Source organism: Galbibacter sp. L-19, from assembly GCF_056857615.1.
This window is the reverse complement of the sequence record NZ_JBSXNL010000062.1, coordinates 84,672-106,688: the sequence shown is the minus strand read 5'-3', so window position 1 is coordinate 106,688 and position 22,017 is coordinate 84,672. Positions and strand designations below refer to the sequence as shown.

Below are 22,017 nucleotides of genomic sequence, written 5' to 3'. Positions count from 1 at the left end.
AAATTTATTTTGCTTTCTCTTCTTTTAAAATAGCATCAATAGTAGCGTTTAGTTTGTCTTTGTCGTTGTAAATTGGATCTAAGTCTATAATTTCAACCTTTCTAAATTGTATTGGGTGACTTTCACTTTGGATAGAAATATATCCTTCGGTTAGTGGTTTCCCATCTTGTTTTGCTGTTTTGTCAAAATCGGTAACACCGCTACCACCAATTGTAGGGTTTATGTACTCTAAAACTGTTTCTCCTTCTAGAATATGTTTTACAATAGAGTCTTTTAAAACTAAAAAAGTACCTCTAACCCATTGGTCGCCTCTATAGGTTTTGGATAAGGAGTTAGTACAATGTGGTGTAAAAAGAGAGTCTTTGTAAACAACATTTGTTCCAGGGGTACATAGATTTAGTGTAGATCGCTCATCTTCTGTATCCGGATTTCCACCAAGAAATTGCCCTTCAATACTAATTGGAAAATCTTGGTCTTTAAGCATAGTTTCTGGAGCTTGCCCGTGTAGCATAGCACCACTATTTCTATAGGCCCAACCTTCGCCGTCGGCTATTTGCTCTCCTACAAATCTATACTCAACAGCTAGAAAATAAGCAGAAAAAGGCTTGTTATAGAAAAGATGTCCGTATTGTTTATTAAAAACATCATGGTAGTCGTCGTAATTTACGGTAATGTATCCATCTTTTACAGAAAAGGTGTTTGCGTAGTTTTCACCTACTTCATGATGTCTTATTTTAGGAGTCCAGCCAGAAAGGTCTTCACCATTAAATAGCTGTTGCCATTCTAGCTGGACTGCTGTATCAGTTTGTTTTATAGGTTCTTCTTTTTTCTCTTCTTTGCTTTTACAAGCAACTATTGAAATTAGTGCACTTAATAAAATAAACTGATATATTTTCATCTTAATAATAAATTATTCTACAATAAATTTACCTTGCATAGCAGCAAAGTGTCCAGGGAAACTACATAAAAAGTTATAAGTTCCAGCAGCTGGAGCTTCAAAAGTAATAGTGTCACTTTCACCACCACCTAATAGTTTTGTATGAGCTATAACAGCATCTGTTCCTTCAGGAATGTACTCATTGTTTGTAGCTCCAGTAGCTTTAGTAGCAAAATCAACAAGGTCGGCATCAGCTTTAAGAATAACTAAATTATGCCCCATTACTTTCTTGTCAAGTTTACCAACATGCTTTAATGTAATAGTAACTTTTTGACCAGCTTTAACACGGATCTCACTTTTATTAAATTTCATCATATCGTTAGCTGTAATAATCACTGTGTTTTGCGATTCTTCAGCATCCGATGTTTTTTTAGAAGAAGACTGCTCCTGCTCATATTGGAATTTCTCTTCTTTCTTTTCTTTTTTCCCGTCACCACAACTTATGATGGCCAATGAAAAAAGACATGCAGCTATTTTACTGTAAAGTTTCATTGTTATTTTGTTTTAATTAAGCGCTAAGATACATATTTATACTTCATTTGGAAGTAGACAAGCCTAATAAATTAGGTAATATTCTTTTAAAATTTTGTGAATTTTGTTGCAAATTCTAACGCTCTTTTTTCATTATAATAAACATTATGAGCGTCATAAAATCCAACATGACCTCCGTATGCGGGAATTTCAAGAAATAAATTGTTGTTTTTTCTGGCTTCTTCAATCGGGAAACAGCTCTCCGACAAGAAAGAGTCGTTCTTAGCATTTAAAATTAAAGTAGGAACTTCTATGTTTTTTAGAAATTGTAAGGAGCTACTTTTATCGTAATAATCTAAAGCATTTATAAAACCATGAGCTTTGGAGGTATAAAAATCATCAAAATCTTTTAAGGTGATAATTTTTTTCACATCTGTTTTTGAAACTTTTTCAGGAAATAGTTTTTGCTTTTCTTTCAATTTAGCCAAGAGTGTTCTTTTAAATCGAAGCGCGTATAAATAATTTTTTCTTTTATGAATTTCAAGCATCGAACCATATAAATCGCAGGGAGCAGAAACCGCTATTGCGATTTTTATTTCTGAAGGAATTTTGTGTTGTCCTAAATATTTCAGGGTTAAATTTCCTCCTAAACTAAACCCTTTTAAAACAATATGATGATAGTTGTATTTTTTTAAAATGAAATTTATAACCCACTCCAACTCATCGGTATCTCCAGAGTGATAGGATCTAAAGTTTTTATTTATTTTTCCGCTACACGTTCTATAGTTTAAACAAACCGCATCATACCCATTTTGATTGAATATTTTTGCGCTTCCAGTAATGTATGGGCGTTGAGCATTTCCTTCCAATCCGTGGAGAATAACAACTAGTTTGTTTGTTTTTTCTTCGGAAAAACTCCAGTCCAAATCCAGAAAATCATTGTCTGGAGTGGTAATCTCTTCTCGTTTTTGCTGAACTCCTTTTACGTGCCTTATTTTTCCAGAATAGATAGTTGCAAAATGACCATTTTTAAATAAATGAGGAGGATTGTAGTGCGATGCTAAAATTGGCATAAGGAATTATTAATTTCAAATTCGTTAATTATTATGCGTGCATAATAATAGTTTGTAACTTTGCTTTACAAGTTTAAAATTAATGAAATTTGTTTTAATTTCTTATGGAGGTTTTAAATCCTTTGCGGACTTGTTTCGAGGTGGTTGCTTGTAGCAGCATAAACTTAAAAAAATATTGAAGATGTACACAAAAGAATTTGAAATCCGTTGGAACGATTTGGATGCAAACCGACATTTGGCAAACAAGGCTTATATTGAGTTTGCCGCACATACGCGTATGTCCTATCTTATAGAAAAGGGTTTTGATCAGCGCTTGTTAGGAAAGTTAAATATAGGTCCTGTGGTGTTTTATGAGCATATTTATTATTTTAAAGAAGTGTTTTCTGGAAAACCAGTAACAGTTTCTTTGGAGTTAAAAGGGATGAGTGAAGATGGAATGTTTTTTGAATTTCATCATAATTATTACGATTATAAAGGACGTAATGTTGCGCATTGTGAGATTATGGGGGCTTGGATAGATTTAGGTTCTAGAAAATTAATAGGACTTCCAGAGGAAGCAGCGCATTTATTTGAAAAAGTAGATCGTGCTGAAGATTTTAGGGTTTTAACAAAAGAAGATACTCGTAAGCATGCTAAAATGCCTGTCGACTTAAAGTCTGAATAAGTTTTAAGGAGCTTGTAAAGTAGTAGGCTATAAAATAAAAGATGTTGACATATTTTTTGTTTGCTCCCTCATGGTTTTTGCTGTGAGGGGGTTTTTCTCTTTGTTTTGGTCACTAAATAAACCCCAATAAATACTAATATAGCAGCAATTATTCTAACAAAACTAATTTTATCAGCGCCTACTAAAACAGCAAATGCAATTCCAATAAGCGGTTGTAAATACACAAAGGCTCCAATAGTAGATGCTTTTAATTGTTTTAGTGCATAGATATTAAGTAAGTAGGTAGAAAATGTAGTTCCAAGTACTACATATGCCATACGCCAAATAGCATCAAAAGGTAAAGAGCTCCATTTTACTGCTGTAAATTCTGAAATAGTAAATGGGAAATTAATAAAAATAGCGATAAGAAAAACCCACTTCATAATAGTAAATGCGTGGTATTTTACTGTAAGAGGTTTAACTAAAATTAAATAAATACCATAGGAGATAGCATTGGTAAGGAGCATAATATTTCCTAAAGCAATATCTGGGGCTCCTTGCTGCATTTGCTCTCCAAAAAGTACAAGTCCGAGTGCACCAGCAAGTCCTAGCATAACTCCAAAAGCTCTAATAGGAGTAATCCGTTCTTTTATAATTAATGCAGAAAGTACAAAAACAAAAATTGGAGTAATAGTAGATATAACGGCGCTGTTAATAGGGGAAGAAAGGCTTAACCCTTTAAAAAACATCAGCATGTTAATAACCATTCCAAAAATGGCACTTCCAATAAGTCGTGGCCAATCTTCTTTAGCAATTTTTTCTTTTGGGCCAAAAAAACTAATAAGCCAAAACAAAGCGGCAGCACCCGTTACTCTTAGAAAAATAAATCCAAAAGGCTCAATGTAGGTAGGCATTACGTCTTTAGCAACCGTATGGTTTATTCCGTAAATAACACTTGCCCCAAATGCAGCCAACAACGCTAAAATTCGTTTATTCATGAATGGTTTCCTTTGCTGTTGCTACTATTTTTTTACTATTTCCTATAAAAATATTTTCATCAACAATAATTACAGGGCGTTTTAAAAAAGTATAATGCTCCAGAATAAGACTTTTATAATCGTTTTCTTCAAGGGCTTGATTCTTTAAATCGCGCTCCTTGTATAGGCGAGCTCTTTTGCTAAATAAGGATTCATAAGAACCAGAAAGGGCTTTCATCTCTTCTAGCTGACTTTCAGTAATAGCTTCTGTTTTAATGTCTTGAAAAGTAAAATTATCAGGAAAATTTATTTCTTGAATAATTCTTTTACAAGTATCGCAAGTGCTAAGATGATAGATTTTTTTCATACGAATAAATTTAGGTTAAACATTTGGTAATAAAATTGATAATAGATAAAAATCGCAAAAATTATAAATTTCATTCCTTCCTTCTGTGGAGGCGATTATTTTGACTATAATTAATCCCTCTATGAGGGATAAAATGCAAATTTAAAGCTATTAGTTTAGTTACTCCTTCTTTTTTGTGGAATTATAACAAGGTCCTCTTTGAATGTTTTAACTGAGTTTTTTCAAGGGAATTGAGCCTAGTTTTCTTAATTTTATCCTTTGTAAATAATATGCTTTATGGAGGGTTAATACCTAGTGTTTTAAACTTCATTTAGCAAAAAAATAAATAGTATGTTGGCATATCAATTTGAGATATTAGAAAAAAGTAGAAAAAGCTTGTTAAAAGCTACCGAAGGTCTTTCAGAAGAACAAATTAATAGAATTCCAGAAGGATTTAATAATAATATTGCATGGAATGTTATCCATTTGGTGGTTACGCAACAACTTTTATGTTATAAATTGGCAGGGCAAGCCATGTACGTAGATGATGAGCTTGTAGATAATTATAGAAAAGGAACTGCGCCAAACCCTAATAAACCAGTCTCTTTGGAAGATTTTAATAAATACAAAGAAGAGTTAATGTTAAATGTTGATAGAATTAAAGAAGATTATAAAAAGTCAACTTCGTATATTAGTTTTACCAATAGTGTTGGAATAAATATAAATAGTATTGAAGATGCTATTGCTTTTAATAATTACCACGAAGGTTTGCATACAGGTTTTGTTAATGCGCTTCTGAGAGCCATTCAGGCTTCATAAATTGGGTTGCTTCTTCCAAAGGAATTTCAATTTTTGTAAGTCCGTCAGCATAAGCAGATATTTCGTACGGATTGTAAATTAATACAATGCCTTTTTCATCAAAACCAATACTATTTGGAAGATGGAAATTGTCATTTTCAAACATAAATCCGGTGCTATTTATATTAGCATCGGGTTTTATTTTTTCTTCTTCTCTAAATAGTTTTTCAGCATAATCTACAAAAGCCCCTTTGTCTGTAAATAAGTCTTCAGCAGTTAACGCTTTTCCTGTTTTTGTATCGTAATTTAAAAAAGTAATACTTCCGTATCCATGAGCTCCTCCTGTAAAGATGTAGCTTTCAATTTTGATAGAAGTAAAGAGGGTATTTTGAAATGAGATAGTTCCATTAATAGTAGCTTCCCATGGAATAATATCTTCAGGAAATCGTTCTTTTAGTTTTTTGTAATCACTTCGGAATATTTCAATTGCAGCATCCAAAGAATCGGTGGTTTTTTCCTCGGAATAGTTAAGGATGTTAATAACAAACTTATTAATATCTTGATTAATCTTGCTAGTGATTTCGTTTTCGGGTTGCGCTTGCGGAAGGTCAATAGTTACTTTCGGACAATTAGTACATGTGTTGTTGACCATATTTTGATTAACAAAACTTAGAGTTTCTTTCTTTTCACAGGCTGTAAAAAATACTGCAGATAGAATAATTCCAATTGCAAAAAATCGCTTCATAAAAATTGCTGTTAAATAAAGGATAAAGGTACGCTGTTCTTTGCAATCCCCAAAAGTAAACGATATTTTTGTTAGACAATCTTCAACTTATGAGTAAAGATAATTTACGCTTTAATTCAAAAGCAATCCACGGAGGGCAAGAGCCCGATAAAGCATACGGTTCTGTTATGCCACCAATTTACCAAACATCAACATATGCACAAAGTACCCCTGGCGGACATAAGGGTTATGAGTATTCTCGTAGTGCAAACCCTACACGTACGGCTTTGGAAAACAGTTTGGCAAGTATTGAGAATGGGAATTACGGATTGGCATTTGCTAGTGGCTTAGCTGCTATAGATGCTGTTATGAAACTTTTAAAGCCTGGAGATGAGGTGGTTTCTACTAACGATTTATACGGAGGGAGTTATAGGTTGTTTAGTAAAATATTTGAAGGTTTTGGGATTAAATTTCATTTTGTTAATATGGAGAACGCTTCTACTATTGAAGCACATATTAATAAAAATACCAAGCTTATTTGGGTAGAAACGCCTACCAACCCAATGATGAATATTATAGCTATTAAAGCGGTTGCTGAAATAGCAAAAAAACACAAGGTTTTGTTGGGGGTGGATAATACATTTGCTACACCTTACTTACAGCAACCTTTAGATTTGGGAGCCGATTTAGTGATGCATTCTGCAACTAAATATTTAGGGGGACATAGCGATGTGGTAATGGGAGCCTTGGTGGTAAAAGACAAAGAGCTAGCCAATAAATTATACTTTATACAAAATGCAAGTGGAGCAGTTGCAGGGCCAATGGATAGTTTTTTGGTGCTGAGAGGAATAAAAACCTTGCATGTGCGTATGCAACGCCATTGTGAAAATGGAGAAGCAGTAGCAAATTTCTTGGCAAAGCATCCTAAAATTGAAAAGGTATATTGGCCAGGGTTTGAATGGCATCCTAACCATGCAATTGCAAAAGAGCAAATGAATGGTTTTGGAGGAATGATTTCTTTTGTAACAAAAGGAAATGATTATAAAGAGGCAATTAAGATTGTTGAGAATTTAAAAGTATTTACGCTGGCAGAATCACTCGGAGGTGTTGAGTCTTTAGCTGGGCATCCAGCAAGTATGACACATGCTTCTATTCCAAAAGAAGAACGCGAAAAAACAGGCGTTGTAGATGCGCTTATTCGTTTAAGTGTTGGAATTGAGGATAAAAACGACTTGATAGAAGATTTGGATCAAGCAATAGGGTAGCGAAAACGTTTGAAATTATTGATTTTACAAAAAAGAGGCATTGATTTTCAATAAAAAGTATAATTTTGCCTCGAAATTATTAAATACTTAATTAATCCATTTTTTATGAACGCAATGGACGAAAAAATAGAAGCATTTATGGACGAAGTGAAAGTCCGTAATGCACATGAGCCAGAATTTCTTCAGGCAGTAAGAGAAGTAGCAGAAACAGTACTTCCTTACATAGCCGAACACGAAATTTACAATGGTAAAAACATATTGTTAAGAATGGTAGAGCCAGAAAGAGCAATTATGTTTAGAGTGCCGTGGGTAGACGACAATGGAGAAATCCAAGTTAATAGAGGGTACAGAATTCAGATGAGTTCTGTTATCGGTCCATACAAAGGTGGTCTTCGTTTTCACCCAACAGTAAATTTAAGTATTTTAAAATTCTTAGCTTTTGAGCAGGTCTTTAAGAACAGCTTAACCACATTGCCAATGGGCGGTGGAAAAGGAGGATCGGATTTTGATCCAAAAGGGAAATCGGATAACGAAATTATGCGTTTTTGCCATAGTTTTATGTCAGAACTTTTTAGACATATTGGTCCAAATACCGATGTGCCAGCTGGAGACATAGGAGTTGGAGCTAGAGAAATAGGTTTCTTGTTTGGGATGTACCGTAAAATTAGAAATGAATTTACTGGAGTTTTAACAGGAAAAGGACTTTCATGGGGAGGTTCCCTTATTCGTCCGGAGGCAACAGGGTACGGAAACGTATATTTTGCTCAAAATATGTTAGAGCTTAAAGGAGATAGTCTTGAAGGAAAGATTATTACGGTTTCTGGTTCTGGTAACGTGGCGCAATACGCTACAGAAAAAGCTACGCAATTAGGAGCAAAAGTGGTAACGCTATCCGATTCTGGAGGAACTATTTATGACAAAGATGGGATAGATGAGGAGAAGCTAGCGTATGTTATGGAAATTAAAAACACGAAGCGTGGTAGAATTTCTGAATATCTAGATAAATATCCAAATGCAGAATATTATGCAGGGAAAACGCCATGGCATATACCTTGTGATATTGCAATGCCATGTGCTACACAAAATGAATTAGATAAAGAAAATGCAGAAGCATTGGTTAAAAATGGATGTATTTGTGTGAGTGAAGGGGCAAATATGCCATGTACTCCAGGTGCTGTAATGGTTTTTCATAATTCTAAAATATTGTTTGCTCCAGGAAAAGCATCTAATGCTGGTGGAGTTGCTACTTCAGGGTTAGAGATGGCGCAAAATTCATTGCGTTATAGCTGGACTAGAGAAGAGGTGGACGAGAAATTAAAAGGTATTATGAAGAGTATTCATAATTCTTGTATTGAGCATGGAAAGGATCCAGATGGATATATAAATTATGTAAGAGGCGCTAATATTGCTGGTTTCGTAAAAGTTGCCGATGCTGTTTTAGCACAAGGAGTAGTATAATATTCTTATTATTGTTGTCTAATAAAGGTTACGACTTTTATTGGACCCTACTTATATTAAGGGTTAATAGAGGTTTTTAAAATAGCTCCCTTGCTATTAAGAAAAATGAATAAAAAGAGGAGTTTAGTAATGATATTTATTTAAATTACTCATTTTGTGATAGTTAATATTTAGTCTTTGTTCTTTTCTCTTACAGCGAAGCGGTTCTGTATTTTTACTCGGACATTAATGTATTCTTATATATAATTTAAACACCCTTTGGTTTTATGCTGAAGGGTGTTTTTTATGATTGATAGTTTATGAACTTATTTTAGTAGTTTTTCAGAATAGATTCTTCGCTATCTTTGTTTTATGATTGTTACTACCAAAGCTATTGTGCTTTCTGCTTTAAAATATGGAGATACGAGTTTAATTGTTAAGCTTTTTACGGAAAGCGATGGCTTAAAATCGTATATGCTGAAAGGAGTTTTGGCTTCTAAAAAAGGGAAGCTAAAAAAAGGATATTTTCAGCCGCTAACTCAGTTGGAGGTTGTAGCCAATCATAGAGATAAAGGAACTTTAGAAAGCTTGCGAGACGTTAAGTTAAGCTATTCTTACAAAACCCTTCAAACAGACGTTTTAAAAAGTTCTATTTCCTTATTCCTTTCCGAAATGTTAGTAATTTCTATGCAGGAAGAGGAGGAAAATAAAGCTTTGTATTCTTTTATAGAAGAGGCTTTTATTTGGTTGGATACTCATGAAGATATTGCTAATTTTCATATTTCATTCTTAATTCAGCTCACTACTTTTTTAGGTTTTTATCCTGATGATACTTATATAGAAGCCCCGTATTTTGATTTATCCGAAGGAGAATTTGTTCCTTCTCTTTATAATGAAGTAATTGAAGGGACTACATTGGTAGCTTTTAAACAATTTTTGAAAGCCGATTTTGATGCTGCTAAAATAATCAAGATGGGAAGAGGTGTTCGTGCGGTATTATTAAATAATTTAATTCGCTATTATCAGCTTCATTTGTCAGATTTTAAAAAGCCTCGCTCACTAGAAATCCTTCAGCAAGTATTTAGTTAGCTCATCATTTTAGAGATATTACAAAAACAATAGAAATAAGCTACTTAGTTTGTCTTTGTTAATAGAATAAATGTGGAGATTATTCTTATAAAAGTTATGTTTAAGTTCTAAAACTATTATTTTCAAGTTACTTATCAATCAAGGTGTTGCTTTTAGTAGTGTTAAGGTGTGTCAATTCGTTGGAATTTAGTAATTTTGCCAACTTTAATACGACAAAGATTTGCTGATTGGATATTAATATGAAAATGCAGTAGTTATATGCATTCTCAATTTTATAATTAATAGCAATCGGGATAATTACTAAAATTATAAACACGTGAAGTTTACAGAATATAAAGGATTGGATTTGCCTAAAACTGCAGAAGAAGTTTTAAAGTTTTGGGAAGAGCAGGCTATTTTTGAAAAAAGCATCACTAGCAGAGAAGGGAAGGAACCATTTGTGTTTTATGAAGGACCCCCTTCTGCTAACGGATTGCCAGGGATTCATCATGTAATGGCACGTGCAATCAAAGATATTTTTTGTCGCTATAAAACTCAAAAAGGTTATCAAGTAAAAAGAAAAGCAGGGTGGGACACGCATGGTCTTCCTGTAGAGCTTGGTGTTGAAAAAGAACTAGGAATTACCAAAGAAGATATCGGTGCTAAAATATCGGTAGAAGAATATAACGAAGCTTGTAAAAAAGCGGTGATGCGTTACACAGACATTTGGAACGACATGACCCGTAAAATAGGGTATTGGGTAGATATGGAAGATCCATATATTACCTATAAGCCAAAATATATGGAGAGTGTTTGGTGGTTGCTCAAGCAAATCTATACTAAAGATTTGATGTATAAAGGGTATACTATTCAGCCATATTCTCCAAAGGCAGGAACTGGATTGAGTTCGCATGAAATTAATCAGCCAGGAGCCTATCAAGATGTTACCGATACTACCATTGTGGCGCAATTTAAAGCGAAGGAAGAAACCTTGCCTGAGTTTTTAAAAGGTTTTGGAGCAGTTCATTTTTTAGCTTGGACAACCACACCGTGGACACTTCCGTCTAATACCGCATTAACAGTTGGACCTAAAATTGATTATGTTTTAGTAAAAACTTTTAATCAATATACCTTTGAGCCTATCAATGTAGTAGTGGCAAAACCATTATTGAAAAAACAATTTTCAGGGAAGTATTTTGAGGCTACTTCAGAAGAAGATTTTACTAATTATACTTCAGCAGCAAAGAAAATACCGTTTCAAGTAATTGCAGAAGGAAAAGGAGCGGCTATGGTTGGAGCTGAATATGAGCAGTTGCTAACATATGCATTGCCATATCAAAATCCAGAAAATGCTTTTAGAGTAATTTCGGGAGATTTTGTAACCACAGAAGACGGTACAGGTATTGTACATACAGCGCCTACTTTTGGGGCGGATGATGCTAAGGTTGCCAAAGAAGCAACTCCAGAAATTCCGCCTATGTTGGTGTTAGATGAGAATGATAACCCTGTTCCATTGGTAGATTTACAAGGCCGTTTTAGAGCTGAACTTCCTGAAATTGGAGGAAAGTATGTAAAGAATGAATATTATGCGGATGGAGAAGCTCCAGAAAAATCGGTAGATGTAGAAATAGCAATCAAACTAAAAGAAGAAAATAAAGCCTTTAAGGTTGAAAAATACGTCCATAGTTACCCACACTGTTGGAGAACAGACAAGCCAGTATTGTATTATCCATTAGATTCTTGGTTTATTAAAGTAACCGAAGTTAAGGATAGAATGTACGAATTAAATAAAACGATCAATTGGAAGCCAAAAGCAACTGGAGAAGGTCGTTTTGGAAATTGGTTGCAAAATGCAAACGACTGGAATTTATCGCGTTCTCGTTTCTGGGGAATTCCATTACCAATATGGCGTACCGAAGATGGAAAAGAAGAGGTGGTAATTGGTTCTATAGAAGAATTAAAAGCTGAAATGGCAAAAGCCGTAGAAGCAGGAGTTTTAGAAGCTGATATTTTTGCTGATTTTGAAGTAGGTAATATGAGTGAAGATAACTACAACAAAGTAGATCTTCATAAAAATGTAGTGGACAAAATTACATTGGTAGCTCCATCTGGAAAACCAATGAAACGTGAAGCAGATTTAATAGATGTTTGGTTTGATTCTGGGTCGATGCCTTATGCACAGTGGCATTATCCGTTTGAAAACGAAGAGAAATTAAAGTCCCCCCTCCTTGGGAGGGGGCTAGGGGGAGGCTTTTTCCCCGCAGACTATATTGCTGAAGGAGTAGATCAAACACGTGGTTGGTTTTATACTTTGCATGCAATTGGTACCATGGTGTTTGACTCGGTTGCATATAAAAACGTAGTATCGAACGGCTTGGTGTTGGATAAAAACGGACAGAAAATGTCTAAGCGATTAGGAAATGCAGTAGATCCATTTAAAACGTTGGATGAGTACGGTCCAGATGCTACACGTTGGTATATGATTTCTAACGCGAACCCTTGGGATAACTTAAAATTTGATTTAGAAGGAATTGCTGAGGTTCGTAGAAAGTTCTTCGGAACGCTGTACAACACCTATTCTTTTTTCAGTTTATATGCAAATATTGATGGTTTTACGTATGCAGAAGATGATATTCCTTTAAATGAACGTCCGGAAATAGACCGTTGGATACTTTCAGAATTAAACACTTTGATCCAGAAAGTAGATGAAGCGTATGCTGAATATGAACCAACTCGTGCAGCTAGAGCTGTTTCAGAATTTGTTCAAGAGAATTTAAGTAACTGGTATGTGCGTTTATGTAGAAGGCGTTTTTGGAAAGGAGAGTATGAAAAAGATAAGATTTCTGCATACCAAACGCTTTATACTTGCTTGGAAACGGTAGCTAAGTTAGGGGCGCCAATAGCTCCATTTTATATGGATCAGTTGTATAAGGACCTGGTAAGTACTACAAATAAAGAGAATTATGAAAGTGTGCACTTGGCAGAATTCCCTCAATTTGTAGAAAACTTTGTTGATAAGTTATTGGAACGTAAGATGGAGAAAGCGCAAACAATCTCATCTTTAGTGCTTTCACTCCGAAAAAAGGAAATGATAAAAGTACGTCAACCGCTGCAAAGGGTTATGATTCCTATACTTGACGAAGCTCAAAGAGATGAGATTAAAGGAGTTGAGGAGTTGATAAAATCTGAAGTAAACGTAAAAGAAATTGAATTAATAGATGATGCTTCAGGGCTGTTAGTTAAGCAAATAAAGCCAAATTTCAAGGTTTTAGGACCTCGTTTTGGAAAGTATATGAAACTGATTGTCAATGAAGTAGCTAAGTTTGAACAATCTCATATTCAAGAAATTGAACGTAATGGGGAAATCCTTATGGAAATTAATGGAAAAAACATTACTTTAGGAATCGATGAAGTTGAGATTTCATCACAAGACATAGAAGGGTGGTTAGTAGCAAGTTCAGGTGCAATCACAGTAGCGTTAGATGTAACTATTACAGATGATTTACGTAATGAAGGCGTGGCTCGAGAATTAGTAAATAGAATTCAGAATTTACGTAAAGATTCCGGTTTTGATGTAACAGACAAAATCGATGTAAGGTTGCAAAAAGATGGATTTATTGAAAAAGCTGTTGAAAATAATATTGAATATATTAAAGCAGAAACGTTAACTGCACAGCTTAATTTCGAAGAGAATCTAGATAATGGTACAGAAATTGCATTTGATGAAGTGAACACCAGATTAATCATTCAAAAACACTAGTACTATGGAGACAGATATAAAAGTAAGGTACTCAGACAAAGATTTAGCAGAGTTTAGAACATTGATAGAAGGTAAAATGCAGAAGGCTTATCAGGATTTAGAGCTACTAAAAAGTTCTTATAAAAATGATGGGAATAATGGTACAGATGATACTTCTCCTACATTTAAAGCTTTTGAAGAGGGTTCTGAAACCATGAGTAGAGAGGCAAATACACAGCTTGCTTTACGTCAGGAAAAGTTTATTCGCGATTTAAAAAATGCATTAGTACGTATAGAGAACAAAACATACGGAATATGTAGAGTTACAGGAAAGCTTATAAACAAGGAGCGTTTAAAATTAGTTCCTCATGCTACATTAAGTATTGAAGCAAAAAATATGCAATCGTAATTATCATATTATTTTTATAATAAAAACGCTCTTTTTAAGGGCGTTTTTTGTTTTAATCCCTCATTTAGGGCTTATTCCCCAGAACCTGTGCTGAGTTTACCGAAGGGCTCTACGTCGAAATGGGTTAAATTATTTTCCTTTGAATACTTCGTAGACTTGCCTCGAGGTAGTTGATTTCCTTAAAACCTGTTTAGAGTTAATCCGTAGGATTTGTCTTCAGAATAAGGTGAAGTTTTATTGTTAAAGTATATGATGGCTAGAAATGCTATTTTTTATTTTTTTCTTTTAGTATCTACATGTTGTTTTGCTCAAAAAGCTGTGGAAAAAAGCGTGTATGCTAAAGGGGTTACTTTGATTGATATTGATGCACAAAATGTGTATAAAGTATCCATCAAAACACACGCTTCTAATAATGTTTTGATTACAACAGTTATGGATGGAGAATATCAAAACGAATTTATAAACACTATAAAAGAAGACGGAACCACACTTTATATTGGAGTTGAAAACAGACCTTTGTTTGATAAACCCAACGATAAACTTAGCGCTCATAAAGTAGTTGCAGTGGCTTTAGAAGTTTTAGTTCCCGCGTATAAGCAAGTTCGAATTGTAGGAGATTATACGCAGGTATATGTAGAAGGGAAGTATGATAATCTTCAGATTTCTACTGGGAATGAAATGGTTTACATGAAAAATACTTTTGGAAATCTTATTCAAGCCAGAACCCGAAATGGTAATATTGTAGTAGAAAATTCCAAAGGGAGCTTTGAAGCAATTTCAAAATATGGTAAAGTTTATAAGGAGAAGTTTAAAAAGGGAAATACTAAGTTTGAGTTAAATTCGCTTAACGGAAACATTTACATTAATTAAATAGAATAATATCCTTATTTTTACCGCCATTGAAAAATAATGCCTCCATCTAATAAAAGGCAATTACCTATAAAAGCATGTCATTAAAAAAAGCGTCATTTATTATCATTTTGGTTTTAGTGATAGACCAAATATCAAAAATATATATAAAAACAAACTTTGTTTTAGGAGAATACGTAGAAGTTTTTAGCTGGTTTAAAATTCTTTTTATTGAAAATGAAGGAGCAGCTTGGGGAACAAAAATAAGTGATATTATTCCTGGAGTTTCTGATGAAGCAGGAAAGTTATTCTTAACAGTTTTTAGGTTATTTGCCATCTGTGGAATAGGTTATTGGTTGTATGATAACGTTAAAAAGAAAGCTACTCCAACTTTAATCATAGCTATTTCATTAATATTTGCAGGCGCTTTAGGAAATATAATTGATTCTGTTTTTTACGGAATAATCTTTAATGATAGTTACGGACAAGTAGCTACGTTATTTGCAGAGCAACCATATGGTACTTTATTCCACGGAAAGGTTGTAGATATGCTCCATTTCCCGATGATAGATACAGTGCTTCCAGAATGGTTTCCAATTTGGGGAGGGAGTAATTTTCGTTTCTTTGAACCTGTTTTTAATATAGCAGATTCTGCAATAAGTATTGGTGTTGGGGTACTTTTAGTATTTAATAAGAAAGCTTTTCCAGAAAAGGCAGGAATAAAAGCTCAAAAAAGGTAAATCTTCTCGGGAGTAACACAGTAATCAAGAGCAATATCTTCTTTTCTGGTATTGACAATACCTTCTTCAGGAGGGAAAAATGAGAGTCCTATTTTTATTACATCTTTGTTGCAAGAGCTTAAAAATTGGTCATAAAAGCCTTTTCCATACCCTACACGATTTCCTTTTTTATCAAAAGCTAAAAGTGGAATAAAAACAACTTCAATTTTTTTATTTGGAACTTCAATACCATCTTCAGGTTCTGGAATACCATATTTATTTATTTTGATGGTAGTATTATCTGTAAGTAAGAAGTTGGTTAACGTACCGTCTTTAAAATTACTTTTAGAAATAATAATTTCTTTGTCTTTTCCTTGAAGAATACTTAATATGAAAGATGTATCAACCTCTTTTTGAGATTCAATACTTAAGAAAATATGGTAGTAGGTTTTTTGCCAGATGTCAAGTTTTAAAAGTTGATTGGCAATGGCAATACTAGTATCTTCAATAAAATCTTGTGTGAACGTAGCACGCTTTTTTTTATACGCTATGCGAAGCTCATTTTTATTCATCGGATTATACTTTTTCAAACATCTCTTCGAGTTCACCAAGAGAAATTGGTTTTACCCAATAATCTGATACTTCTTCAAACTTTTTAGCGCGTTCTATGTCTTCAGGGTTTATGGAAGAGCTTACAACATAAAGTGTAATAGGGTGTTCTAATTCGCATTTAATCTTTACAAATTCATCTAAAAACTGCCAGCCATCCATAACAGGCATATTTAGGTCGAGTAAAATTACCTGTGGAATCCGTTCTTTTTCAGGTTGGTCAAAAACACCTTTAAAATAAGCGTATGCTTCACTTCCGTTTTCAAAAACCAAAAATTCTTTGCAAAGCTTCTTGATGTCTAGTAACCGAGATAGCATTTTCACATAGAGTTTGTCGTCATCTATTATGCAGGCTAAGTCTATTTTGTGGTTCATTTGAGTATTCTTAGGGGTATTATTTATAATGTAATAGCCGATAAATATAGGTTTTTTTTAATATTTCATACTATTAAAAAATACCAGTTCTCCAAATTTAACTTAAATGACTCTTTTAAACTAAGTCTTATCATACTTTTCTTTCATTTTAAAAGAAAATATCCTTGAAGATTTTATTATTTTAGTTTAAATTATCTTTGAAAAGAAATTGCAGCAATTCCATGAGTGAAACCCCCATAGATATTCAATTACAAACTTTACCAGCTAGTCCTGGAGTATACCAATTTTACAATAAAGATGGGAAGATTATATATGTAGGGAAGGCAATAAACTTAAAGAAAAGAGTTTCTTCCTATTTTCATAAAAATCACGAAAACGGAAAAACAAGAGTCCTTGTTAAGAAAATTCATACCATAAAACACATAGTTGTTTCTACAGAAACGGATGCGCTTTTATTAGAGAATAATCTTATAAAAAAATACCAGCCTCGTTACAATGTTTTATTAAAAGACGATAAGACATACCCATGGATTTGTATTAAAAATGAACGTTTTCCTAGAGTTTTTTCAACTAGAAACTTAATAAAAGATGGTTCAGAATATTTTGGACCATATACTAATATAAGAACAGTTAGAACGCTGTTAGATTTAATTAAAGGTTTGTACGCTATACGGACTTGTAATTACGATTTGTCTAAAGATAAAATTGAGGCAGGTAAGTATAAGGTGTGTTTAGAATATCATTTAGGTAATTGTAAAGGGCCGTGTGAGGAGCACCAGAGTTTGGAAGCCTATAACCAGCAAATAAAAGAAATTAGAGAGCTTCTTAAAGGGAATTTTAAAGATTCTTTGGTGCAATTTAGAGAGCAGATGAATAAACTTGCTCAGGAGATGAAGTTTGAAGAGGCGCAACAGATAAAAGAAAAAATTGAAGTTTTAGAAAATTACCAAGCAAAATCAACAATTGTAAATCCAAAAATTAGTAATGTTGATGTATTTTCTATTGTAAGTGATGAGAGCTTTGGCTATGTTAACTTTTTACAACTTTCATACGGTGCAATTATTAGAGCGCATACTATAGAAATTAAGAAAAAATTAGAAGAAACAGATGAAGAGTTATTGGAATTGGCGGTAACAGAACTTCGAACACGGTTTAATTCTTTATCTAATGAAATCTATGTGCCCTTTCCGATAAAAGTAGCCGACAAAATTAAAGTTACGATTCCTAAATTAGGAGATAAAAAGAGAATTTTAGAACTTTCCGAAAGGAACGCTAAGTATTACCGACAAGAAAGGTTCAAGCAAATAAAAATTATTGACCCTGATAGGCATGTAAAGCGTATTATGGGACAAATGAAGAAAGATTTACGTCTGTCGGAAGAACCACGCCATATAGAGTGTTTTGACAACTCAAACATTCAAGGAACAAATCCAGTGGCAGCATGTGTAGTTTTTAAAGATGGGAAACCAAGTAAAAAAGATTATCGCCATTATAATATAAAAACAGTAACAGGGCCAGACGATTTTGCGTCTATGGAAGAAGTTGTTTTTAGACGTTATAAAAGATTGTTGGAAGAAGAGGAGTCTTTGCCGCAATTAATAGTAATAGATGGAGGGAAAGGGCAGCTTTCTTCAGCATTAAAAAGTTTAGATGTTTTAGGCTTACGAGGCAAAATTGCAATTATTGGAATAGCAAAACGTTTAGAAGAGATCTACTATCCTGGAGATTCGATTCCGATGTATTTAGATAAAAAATCGGAAACGTTAAAGATTATTCAGTATTTGCGAAACGAAGCGCATAGGTTTGGAATTACATTTCATAGAAATAAAAGAAGTAAAGCCGCTATTAATTCGGAATTAGAAAATATTGAAGGGATAGGAGAAAAAACGGCAAACGATTTATTGAAAAAATTTAAATCGGTTAAAAGAATTAAAGAAGCTCCATTGGAGCAAATTACAGAGGTAGTAGGGAAATCGAAAGCTCAAAAAATTTATCAAGCTTTTCATAAATAATTAGGGGTATGTTTATAAGGAATAGGTTGTTTTTAATAGTTTTTCTTTTCTCATTCTTGGGTTTTTCTCAAAATGAAACCAAAAAAGATGCAAAAGTAGGATTGGTTTTAAGCGGAGGGGGCGCAAAAGGCTTAGCGCATATTGGCGCTATAAAGGCAATAGAAGAGGCAGGAGTTAGAGTAGATTATATTGGAGGAACAAGTATGGGGGCTATTGTTGGGGCGCTTTATGCGGCTGGATATTCTCCAAAACAATTGGATTCTATTTTTCAAGAAACCGATTTTGACGTTTTACTGCAAGATAGAATTCCTCGTTCTGCTATGTCTTTTTATGAGAAAAATAGTTATGAAAAATATGCGGTTGCCTTGCCGTTTAATAAGTTTAGATTATCGTTTCCTACTTCTTTGTCCAAAGGGCAAAATTTATACAACCTACTATCTCAACTGTTGTTTAATGTAAATGATGTAGAAGATTTTAACGACCTCTCTATTCCCTTTTTCTGTATGGCAACAGATGTAGAAACAGGCGATCCAATAAAATTAGATAAAGGATACCTGCCAAGAGCCTTGGCTGCAAGTGCAGCAATTCCTTCTTTTTTTGAACCTGTATTTAATGATGATAGGGTGTTGGTAGATGGGGGAGTTATAAATAACTATCCGGTTGATGAGGTTAAAGAGATGGGAGCCGATATAATTATTGGGGTAGATGTTCAAGATTCGTTAGCTACTCGAGACGAACTGAGTTCTGCTACCGATGTTTTGGTGCAGATAAATTATTACAATACTATTAATGCAATGAAGGAGAAGTTAAAAAAAACGGACCTTCATATAAAGCCTAATATAAAGCCTTACAGTGTTTTGTCCTTTGGTAAAGGAAAAGAAATTATAGAAAGTGGGTATGTAGCTGCGGAAGAAAAAAAGGGAACATTGGATAGTATTGCGCAACTTCAGATTAAAAAACCTGTAATGCGTTATCCTGGAAAAATTGTTGATAGTTTTTTAATTGATAGATTGTCTTTTGAAGGAAATGACAAATTTACACGTGCTTATCTAAAAGGAAAATTAAGATATACAACAGAGGAATACACAACTTTTGATAAAATAAATCAAGGGATGAGTAATCTAGCTGCAACCAATAACTTTAATAGTGTGCGCTATGAGTTAAGACCGAATAAAGAGGGGTATAAACTTACAGTTCCTATAGTAGAAAGGCATACAGACATGTTTTTGAAGTTAGGAGTACATTATGATGGATTATATAAAACCGCTGCATTGCTAAATATTACCAAAAAACACCTCTTCTTTGATGACGATAATATGTATGTAGATTTTATTGTGGGAGATAATATCCGTTATAATTTAGAATACTATGTGGATAAAGGATTTTATTGGAGTTTTGGTTTAAAATCGCGCTATAATTCATTTGATAGGAATGTAAGTTTTGATTTTGTAGAAGAGAAGGCTGGAGATCCACCGCTACCAGAAGTTAATAAACTAGACGTTAAACTGTCGGATATTACCAATCAGGTATATATGCAAACGGTCTGGAAAGAAGAGTTTACTTTTGGGGTTGGACTTGAGCATAAGTTTCTGAAAATTGAAACCGAAACGATTGCAGATGATGAAGGAGATGAAATTGTTCTTGAAAATGATAATTATTTTAGTACCTATGGGTTTTTAAAATTTGATTCATTAGACAATAAATACTTCCCCTCAAAAGGGTTTTACTTTGACGGCGATTTTCATTTATATTTATTGTCTACTAATATTTCTAATGATTTTAGTGAGTTTTCAGTAGCTAAAGCTAAAATGGGATTTGCAACACCAATTTATAAAAATCTTTCGTTTGATTTTTTTGCTGAAGGAGGATTTAAATTTGGAGATACAGAAGTAAACTCCTTTGATTTTATTCTTGGAGGATGGGGTAATGATTTTATAAACAACATAACCCCTTTTTTAGGGTATGATTATTTAAGTTTTGGGGGAGATAGCTTTGTTAAAGCTACCTTTAATGTTGATTGGGAATTTGTAAAACAAAATCATTTAAACTTTACTGCCAATGTAGCAAATGCTGGAGATAATATTTTTGAAAGAGGAGAATGGTTTACTCTGCCAACTTATACAGGTTATAGTGTGGGGTATGGCTACGAGTCTTTTATAGGGCCATTACAAGCTAAAGTTAATTGGTCTCCAGAAACAGATGATACCTTGTTTACAATTAGTATTGGTTTTTGGTTTTAAGAATTTCTTAATGTAAATCTCCGTATATTATTCCGATATTTGTAGAATTCAAACGTTTTCGCTATGCCTTTTTATCATAAACTAGGAAAGATACCTCATAAAAGACACACTATATTTAAAAAGAGTGATGGGAGCTTATATTATGAACAATTATTCGGAACCATTGGATTTGATGGGATGTCTACCAACTCATACCATTGCCATAGACCAACACAGGTAAAAGAGATAAATAAAAAAATAGATGTAGCTCCAAAGGTTGCAATTTCTAATAATATTCAATCATATAAATTACACGGATTTAAAATTAAGTCTGAAGATGATTTTTTAAAAAGTAGAAAGTCAATTTTAACAAATTCAGATTGTACAATTCAACTGGCATCACCTAAAAAATCTATAGAGAATTATTTTTATAAAAATGCAGATGCAGATGAGTTAATCTTTATTCATAAAGGAAGTGGTAAATTAAGAACCCATCTTGGGAATTTAGACTTTTCTTATGGGGATTATTTAGTTATTCCTAGAGGAATAATTTATAAAATAGATTTTGATACAGAAGAAAACAGACTTTTTATTGTAGAATCTAGAAGACCTATATATACACCAAAACGATACCGAAATTGGTTTGGGCAATTATTGGAACATGCTCCTTTCTGTGAAAGAGATATTCGGAGGCCCTACGAATTGGAAACAAATGATGAAAAAGGAGATTTCTTGATAAAAATAAAAAAACAAGACGAAATTTTTGATATGATATATGCTTCACATCCATTTGATGTGGTTGGTTATGATGGGTTTAACTATCCGTATGCATTAAGTATTCATGATTTTGAGCCAATTACTGGGCGTATCCATCAGCCGCCACCAGTCCATCAAACTTTTGAAACAGATGCTTTTGTGGTTTGTAGTTTTGTGCCTCGTTTGTATGATTATCATCCAGAAAGTATTCCAGCGCCATACAATCATAGTAATATAGATTCTGATGAGGTTTTATATTATGTAGATGGCGATTTTATGAGTAGAAACGATATCGATCAAGGGTATATTTCGTTGCACCCAGCAGGAATCCCTCACGGACCACATCCTGGGGCTGTAGAGCGTAGTATTGGGAAAACAAAAACCGACGAATTGGCTGTTATGGTAGATACTTTTAGACCACTTCAGCTTACAAAAGAAGCATTAGAAATAGCTGATGATTCTTATTATAAATCGTGGTTAGAACATTGATTTTTGTAGTATGATGAATTTTAGAGTAGATATATCAGCTCACTTGAGAGCAATGTGGTGAAGAGCTAGGATGATAACTTTATCATCACTAAATATATATTC

The 22,017-nt window shown here is 33.6% G+C and carries 20 protein-coding genes; 12 read left to right on the top strand and 8 right to left on the bottom strand.

Features of this window, described 5'->3' with window-relative positions; all coding sequences use genetic code 11:
• Positions 1-4: 4 nt before the first annotated feature.
• The 3 genes from AC13CQ_RS11930 to AC13CQ_RS11920 all read right to left on the bottom strand — a co-directional run bounded on the left by AC13CQ_RS11930 (position 5) and on the right by AC13CQ_RS11920 (position 2,481).
• A complete protein-coding gene (locus AC13CQ_RS11930; protein WP_335587521.1) occupies positions 5-898 on the bottom strand; it encodes a 3-keto-disaccharide hydrolase in 894 nt (297 codons plus the stop codon).
• A gap of 12 nt (positions 899-910) precedes the next feature.
• Positions 911-1,429: an azurin gene (azu, locus tag AC13CQ_RS11925; protein ID WP_008611138.1), complete on the bottom strand. Its 519-nt coding sequence runs from the start codon at positions 1,427-1,429 to the stop codon at positions 911-913.
• A gap of 86 nt (positions 1,430-1,515) precedes the next feature.
• Positions 1,516-2,481: a YheT family hydrolase gene (locus AC13CQ_RS11920; protein ID WP_474506801.1), complete on the bottom strand. Its 966-nt coding sequence runs from the start codon at positions 2,479-2,481 to the stop codon at positions 1,516-1,518.
• Positions 2,482-2,662: 181 nt separating this feature from the next.
• On the opposite strand from AC13CQ_RS11920, the gene AC13CQ_RS11915 reads away from it, so the two are divergent.
• Complete coding sequence (locus AC13CQ_RS11915) at positions 2,663-3,145, top strand: acyl-CoA thioesterase (protein WP_008611136.1); 483 nt, start codon at positions 2,663-2,665, stop codon at positions 3,143-3,145.
• Between the two features lie 68 nt (positions 3,146-3,213).
• On the opposite strand, the gene AC13CQ_RS11910 is transcribed toward AC13CQ_RS11915, so the two are convergent.
• Together AC13CQ_RS11910 and AC13CQ_RS11905 are read right to left on the bottom strand one after the other, a co-directional pair.
• On the bottom strand, positions 3,214-4,122 hold the full coding sequence (locus AC13CQ_RS11910) for a DMT family transporter (protein ID WP_008611135.1): 909 nt from the start codon (positions 4,120-4,122) through the stop codon (positions 3,214-3,216).
• Positions 4,115-4,468, bottom strand: coding sequence for an arsenate reductase family protein (locus AC13CQ_RS11905; protein WP_008611134.1), 354 nt, complete (start codon positions 4,466-4,468; stop codon positions 4,115-4,117). The genes AC13CQ_RS11910 and AC13CQ_RS11905 overlap by 8 nt, the downstream gene beginning before the upstream one ends.
• A gap of 330 nt (positions 4,469-4,798) precedes the next feature.
• On the opposite strand from AC13CQ_RS11905, the gene AC13CQ_RS11900 reads away from it, so the two are divergent.
• Positions 4,799-5,266, top strand: coding sequence for a DinB family protein (locus AC13CQ_RS11900; protein WP_474506800.1), 468 nt, complete (start codon positions 4,799-4,801; stop codon positions 5,264-5,266).
• On the opposite strand, the gene AC13CQ_RS11895 is transcribed toward AC13CQ_RS11900, so the two are convergent.
• Entirely contained in the window at positions 5,232-5,990 is a 759-nt protein-coding gene (locus AC13CQ_RS11895; RefSeq protein WP_474506799.1) for a DUF3298 and DUF4163 domain-containing protein, read from the bottom strand. The genes AC13CQ_RS11900 and AC13CQ_RS11895 overlap by 35 nt on opposite strands.
• Positions 5,991-6,079: 89 nt before the next feature.
• Between AC13CQ_RS11895 and AC13CQ_RS11890 the strand changes: the two genes are divergently transcribed.
• The 7 genes from AC13CQ_RS11890 (at position 6,080) to AC13CQ_RS11860 (ending at position 15,476) form a co-directional block, all read left to right on the top strand.
• Positions 6,080-7,234 (top strand): cystathionine gamma-synthase, encoded by a 1,155-nt coding sequence (locus AC13CQ_RS11890; protein WP_040879487.1) that lies wholly within the window; start codon positions 6,080-6,082, stop codon positions 7,232-7,234.
• Between the two features lie 114 nt (positions 7,235-7,348).
• Entirely contained in the window at positions 7,349-8,692 is a 1,344-nt protein-coding gene (gene gdhA / locus AC13CQ_RS11885) for an NADP-specific glutamate dehydrogenase (RefSeq protein ID WP_040879486.1), read from the top strand.
• A 351-nt stretch (positions 8,693-9,043) separates the two neighbouring features.
• On the top strand, positions 9,044-9,760 hold the full coding sequence (recO, locus tag AC13CQ_RS11880; protein ID WP_337900971.1) for a DNA repair protein RecO: 717 nt from the start codon (positions 9,044-9,046) through the stop codon (positions 9,758-9,760).
• 316 nt (positions 9,761-10,076) lie between these two features.
• Positions 10,077-13,499, top strand: coding sequence for an isoleucine--tRNA ligase (gene ileS, locus AC13CQ_RS11875; protein ID WP_474507648.1), 3,423 nt, complete (start codon positions 10,077-10,079; stop codon positions 13,497-13,499).
• 4 nt (positions 13,500-13,503) lie between these two features.
• Positions 13,504-13,887, top strand: a complete 384-nt coding sequence (locus AC13CQ_RS11870; protein ID WP_008611127.1) for a TraR/DksA family transcriptional regulator — start codon at positions 13,504-13,506, stop codon at positions 13,885-13,887.
• Positions 13,888-14,136: 249 nt separating this feature from the next.
• A complete protein-coding gene (locus AC13CQ_RS11865; RefSeq protein WP_040879485.1) occupies positions 14,137-14,757 on the top strand; it encodes a DUF4097 family beta strand repeat-containing protein in 621 nt (206 codons plus the stop codon).
• A gap of 77 nt (positions 14,758-14,834) precedes the next feature.
• Positions 14,835-15,476 (top strand): lipoprotein signal peptidase, encoded by a 642-nt coding sequence (locus AC13CQ_RS11860; RefSeq protein WP_335587516.1) that lies wholly within the window; start codon positions 14,835-14,837, stop codon positions 15,474-15,476.
• Here the strand turns inward: AC13CQ_RS11860 and AC13CQ_RS11855 are convergent.
• On the bottom strand, positions 15,464-16,027 hold the full coding sequence (locus tag AC13CQ_RS11855) for a 5-formyltetrahydrofolate cyclo-ligase (protein WP_335587515.1): 564 nt from the start codon (positions 16,025-16,027) through the stop codon (positions 15,464-15,466). The genes AC13CQ_RS11860 and AC13CQ_RS11855 overlap by 13 nt on opposite strands.
• A 4-nt stretch (positions 16,028-16,031) precedes the next feature.
• Positions 16,032-16,439, bottom strand: a complete 408-nt coding sequence (locus AC13CQ_RS11850) for a response regulator (protein ID WP_008611122.1) — start codon at positions 16,437-16,439, stop codon at positions 16,032-16,034.
• Between the two features lie 221 nt (positions 16,440-16,660).
• Here AC13CQ_RS11850 and uvrC point away from each other — a divergent pair, with 221 nt between their 5' ends.
• The 3 genes from uvrC (at position 16,661) to AC13CQ_RS11835 (ending at position 21,915) form a co-directional block, all read left to right on the top strand.
• Entirely contained in the window at positions 16,661-18,451 is a 1,791-nt protein-coding gene (uvrC, locus tag AC13CQ_RS11845) for an excinuclease ABC subunit UvrC (protein WP_474506796.1), read from the top strand.
• Between the two features lie 8 nt (positions 18,452-18,459).
• Positions 18,460-20,691 carry a patatin-like phospholipase family protein gene (locus AC13CQ_RS11840; protein ID WP_474506795.1) on the top strand — a complete coding sequence of 744 codons (2,232 nt, stop codon included), beginning with the start codon at positions 18,460-18,462 and terminating at the stop codon, positions 20,689-20,691.
• Positions 20,692-20,754: 63 nt separating this feature from the next.
• Positions 20,755-21,915: a homogentisate 1,2-dioxygenase gene (locus tag AC13CQ_RS11835; protein WP_337900976.1), complete on the top strand. Its 1,161-nt coding sequence runs from the start codon at positions 20,755-20,757 to the stop codon at positions 21,913-21,915.
• Positions 21,916-22,017: the final 102 nt, after the last annotated feature.

Excerpts from the sequence above, each read along its gene's own strand:
- AC13CQ_RS11930 (WP_335587521.1), bottom strand. The coding sequence starts at position 898 with ATGAAAATATATCAGTTTATTTTATTAAGTGCACTAATTTCAATAGTT.
- azu (WP_008611138.1), bottom strand. The coding sequence starts at position 1,429 with ATGAAACTTTACAGTAAAATAGCTGCATGTCTTTTTTCATTGGCCATC.
- AC13CQ_RS11920 (WP_474506801.1), bottom strand. The coding sequence starts at position 2,481 with ATGCCAATTTTAGCATCGCACTACAATCCTCCTCATTTATTTAAAAAT.
- AC13CQ_RS11915 (WP_008611136.1), top strand. The coding sequence starts at position 2,663 with ATGTACACAAAAGAATTTGAAATCCGTTGGAACGATTTGGATGCAAAC.
- AC13CQ_RS11910 (WP_008611135.1), bottom strand. The coding sequence starts at position 4,122 with ATGAATAAACGAATTTTAGCGTTGTTGGCTGCATTTGGGGCAAGTGTT.
- AC13CQ_RS11905 (WP_008611134.1), bottom strand. The coding sequence starts at position 4,468 with ATGAAAAAAATCTATCATCTTAGCACTTGCGATACTTGTAAAAGAATT.
- AC13CQ_RS11900 (WP_474506800.1), top strand. The coding sequence starts at position 4,799 with ATGTTGGCATATCAATTTGAGATATTAGAAAAAAGTAGAAAAAGCTTG.
- AC13CQ_RS11895 (WP_474506799.1), bottom strand. The coding sequence starts at position 5,990 with ATGAAGCGATTTTTTGCAATTGGAATTATTCTATCTGCAGTATTTTTT.
- AC13CQ_RS11890 (WP_040879487.1), top strand. The coding sequence starts at position 6,080 with ATGAGTAAAGATAATTTACGCTTTAATTCAAAAGCAATCCACGGAGGG.
- gdhA (WP_040879486.1), top strand. The coding sequence starts at position 7,349 with ATGGACGAAAAAATAGAAGCATTTATGGACGAAGTGAAAGTCCGTAAT.
- recO (WP_337900971.1), top strand. The coding sequence starts at position 9,044 with ATGATTGTTACTACCAAAGCTATTGTGCTTTCTGCTTTAAAATATGGA.
- AC13CQ_RS11870 (WP_008611127.1), top strand. The coding sequence starts at position 13,504 with ATGGAGACAGATATAAAAGTAAGGTACTCAGACAAAGATTTAGCAGAG.
- AC13CQ_RS11865 (WP_040879485.1), top strand. The coding sequence starts at position 14,137 with ATGATGGCTAGAAATGCTATTTTTTATTTTTTTCTTTTAGTATCTACA.
- AC13CQ_RS11860 (WP_335587516.1), top strand. The coding sequence starts at position 14,835 with ATGTCATTAAAAAAAGCGTCATTTATTATCATTTTGGTTTTAGTGATA.
- AC13CQ_RS11855 (WP_335587515.1), bottom strand. The coding sequence starts at position 16,027 with ATGAATAAAAATGAGCTTCGCATAGCGTATAAAAAAAAGCGTGCTACG.
- AC13CQ_RS11850 (WP_008611122.1), bottom strand. The coding sequence starts at position 16,439 with ATGAACCACAAAATAGACTTAGCCTGCATAATAGATGACGACAAACTC.
- uvrC (WP_474506796.1), top strand. The coding sequence starts at position 16,661 with ATGAGTGAAACCCCCATAGATATTCAATTACAAACTTTACCAGCTAGT.
- AC13CQ_RS11840 (WP_474506795.1), top strand. The coding sequence starts at position 18,460 with ATGTTTATAAGGAATAGGTTGTTTTTAATAGTTTTTCTTTTCTCATTC.
- AC13CQ_RS11835 (WP_337900976.1), top strand. The coding sequence starts at position 20,755 with ATGCCTTTTTATCATAAACTAGGAAAGATACCTCATAAAAGACACACT.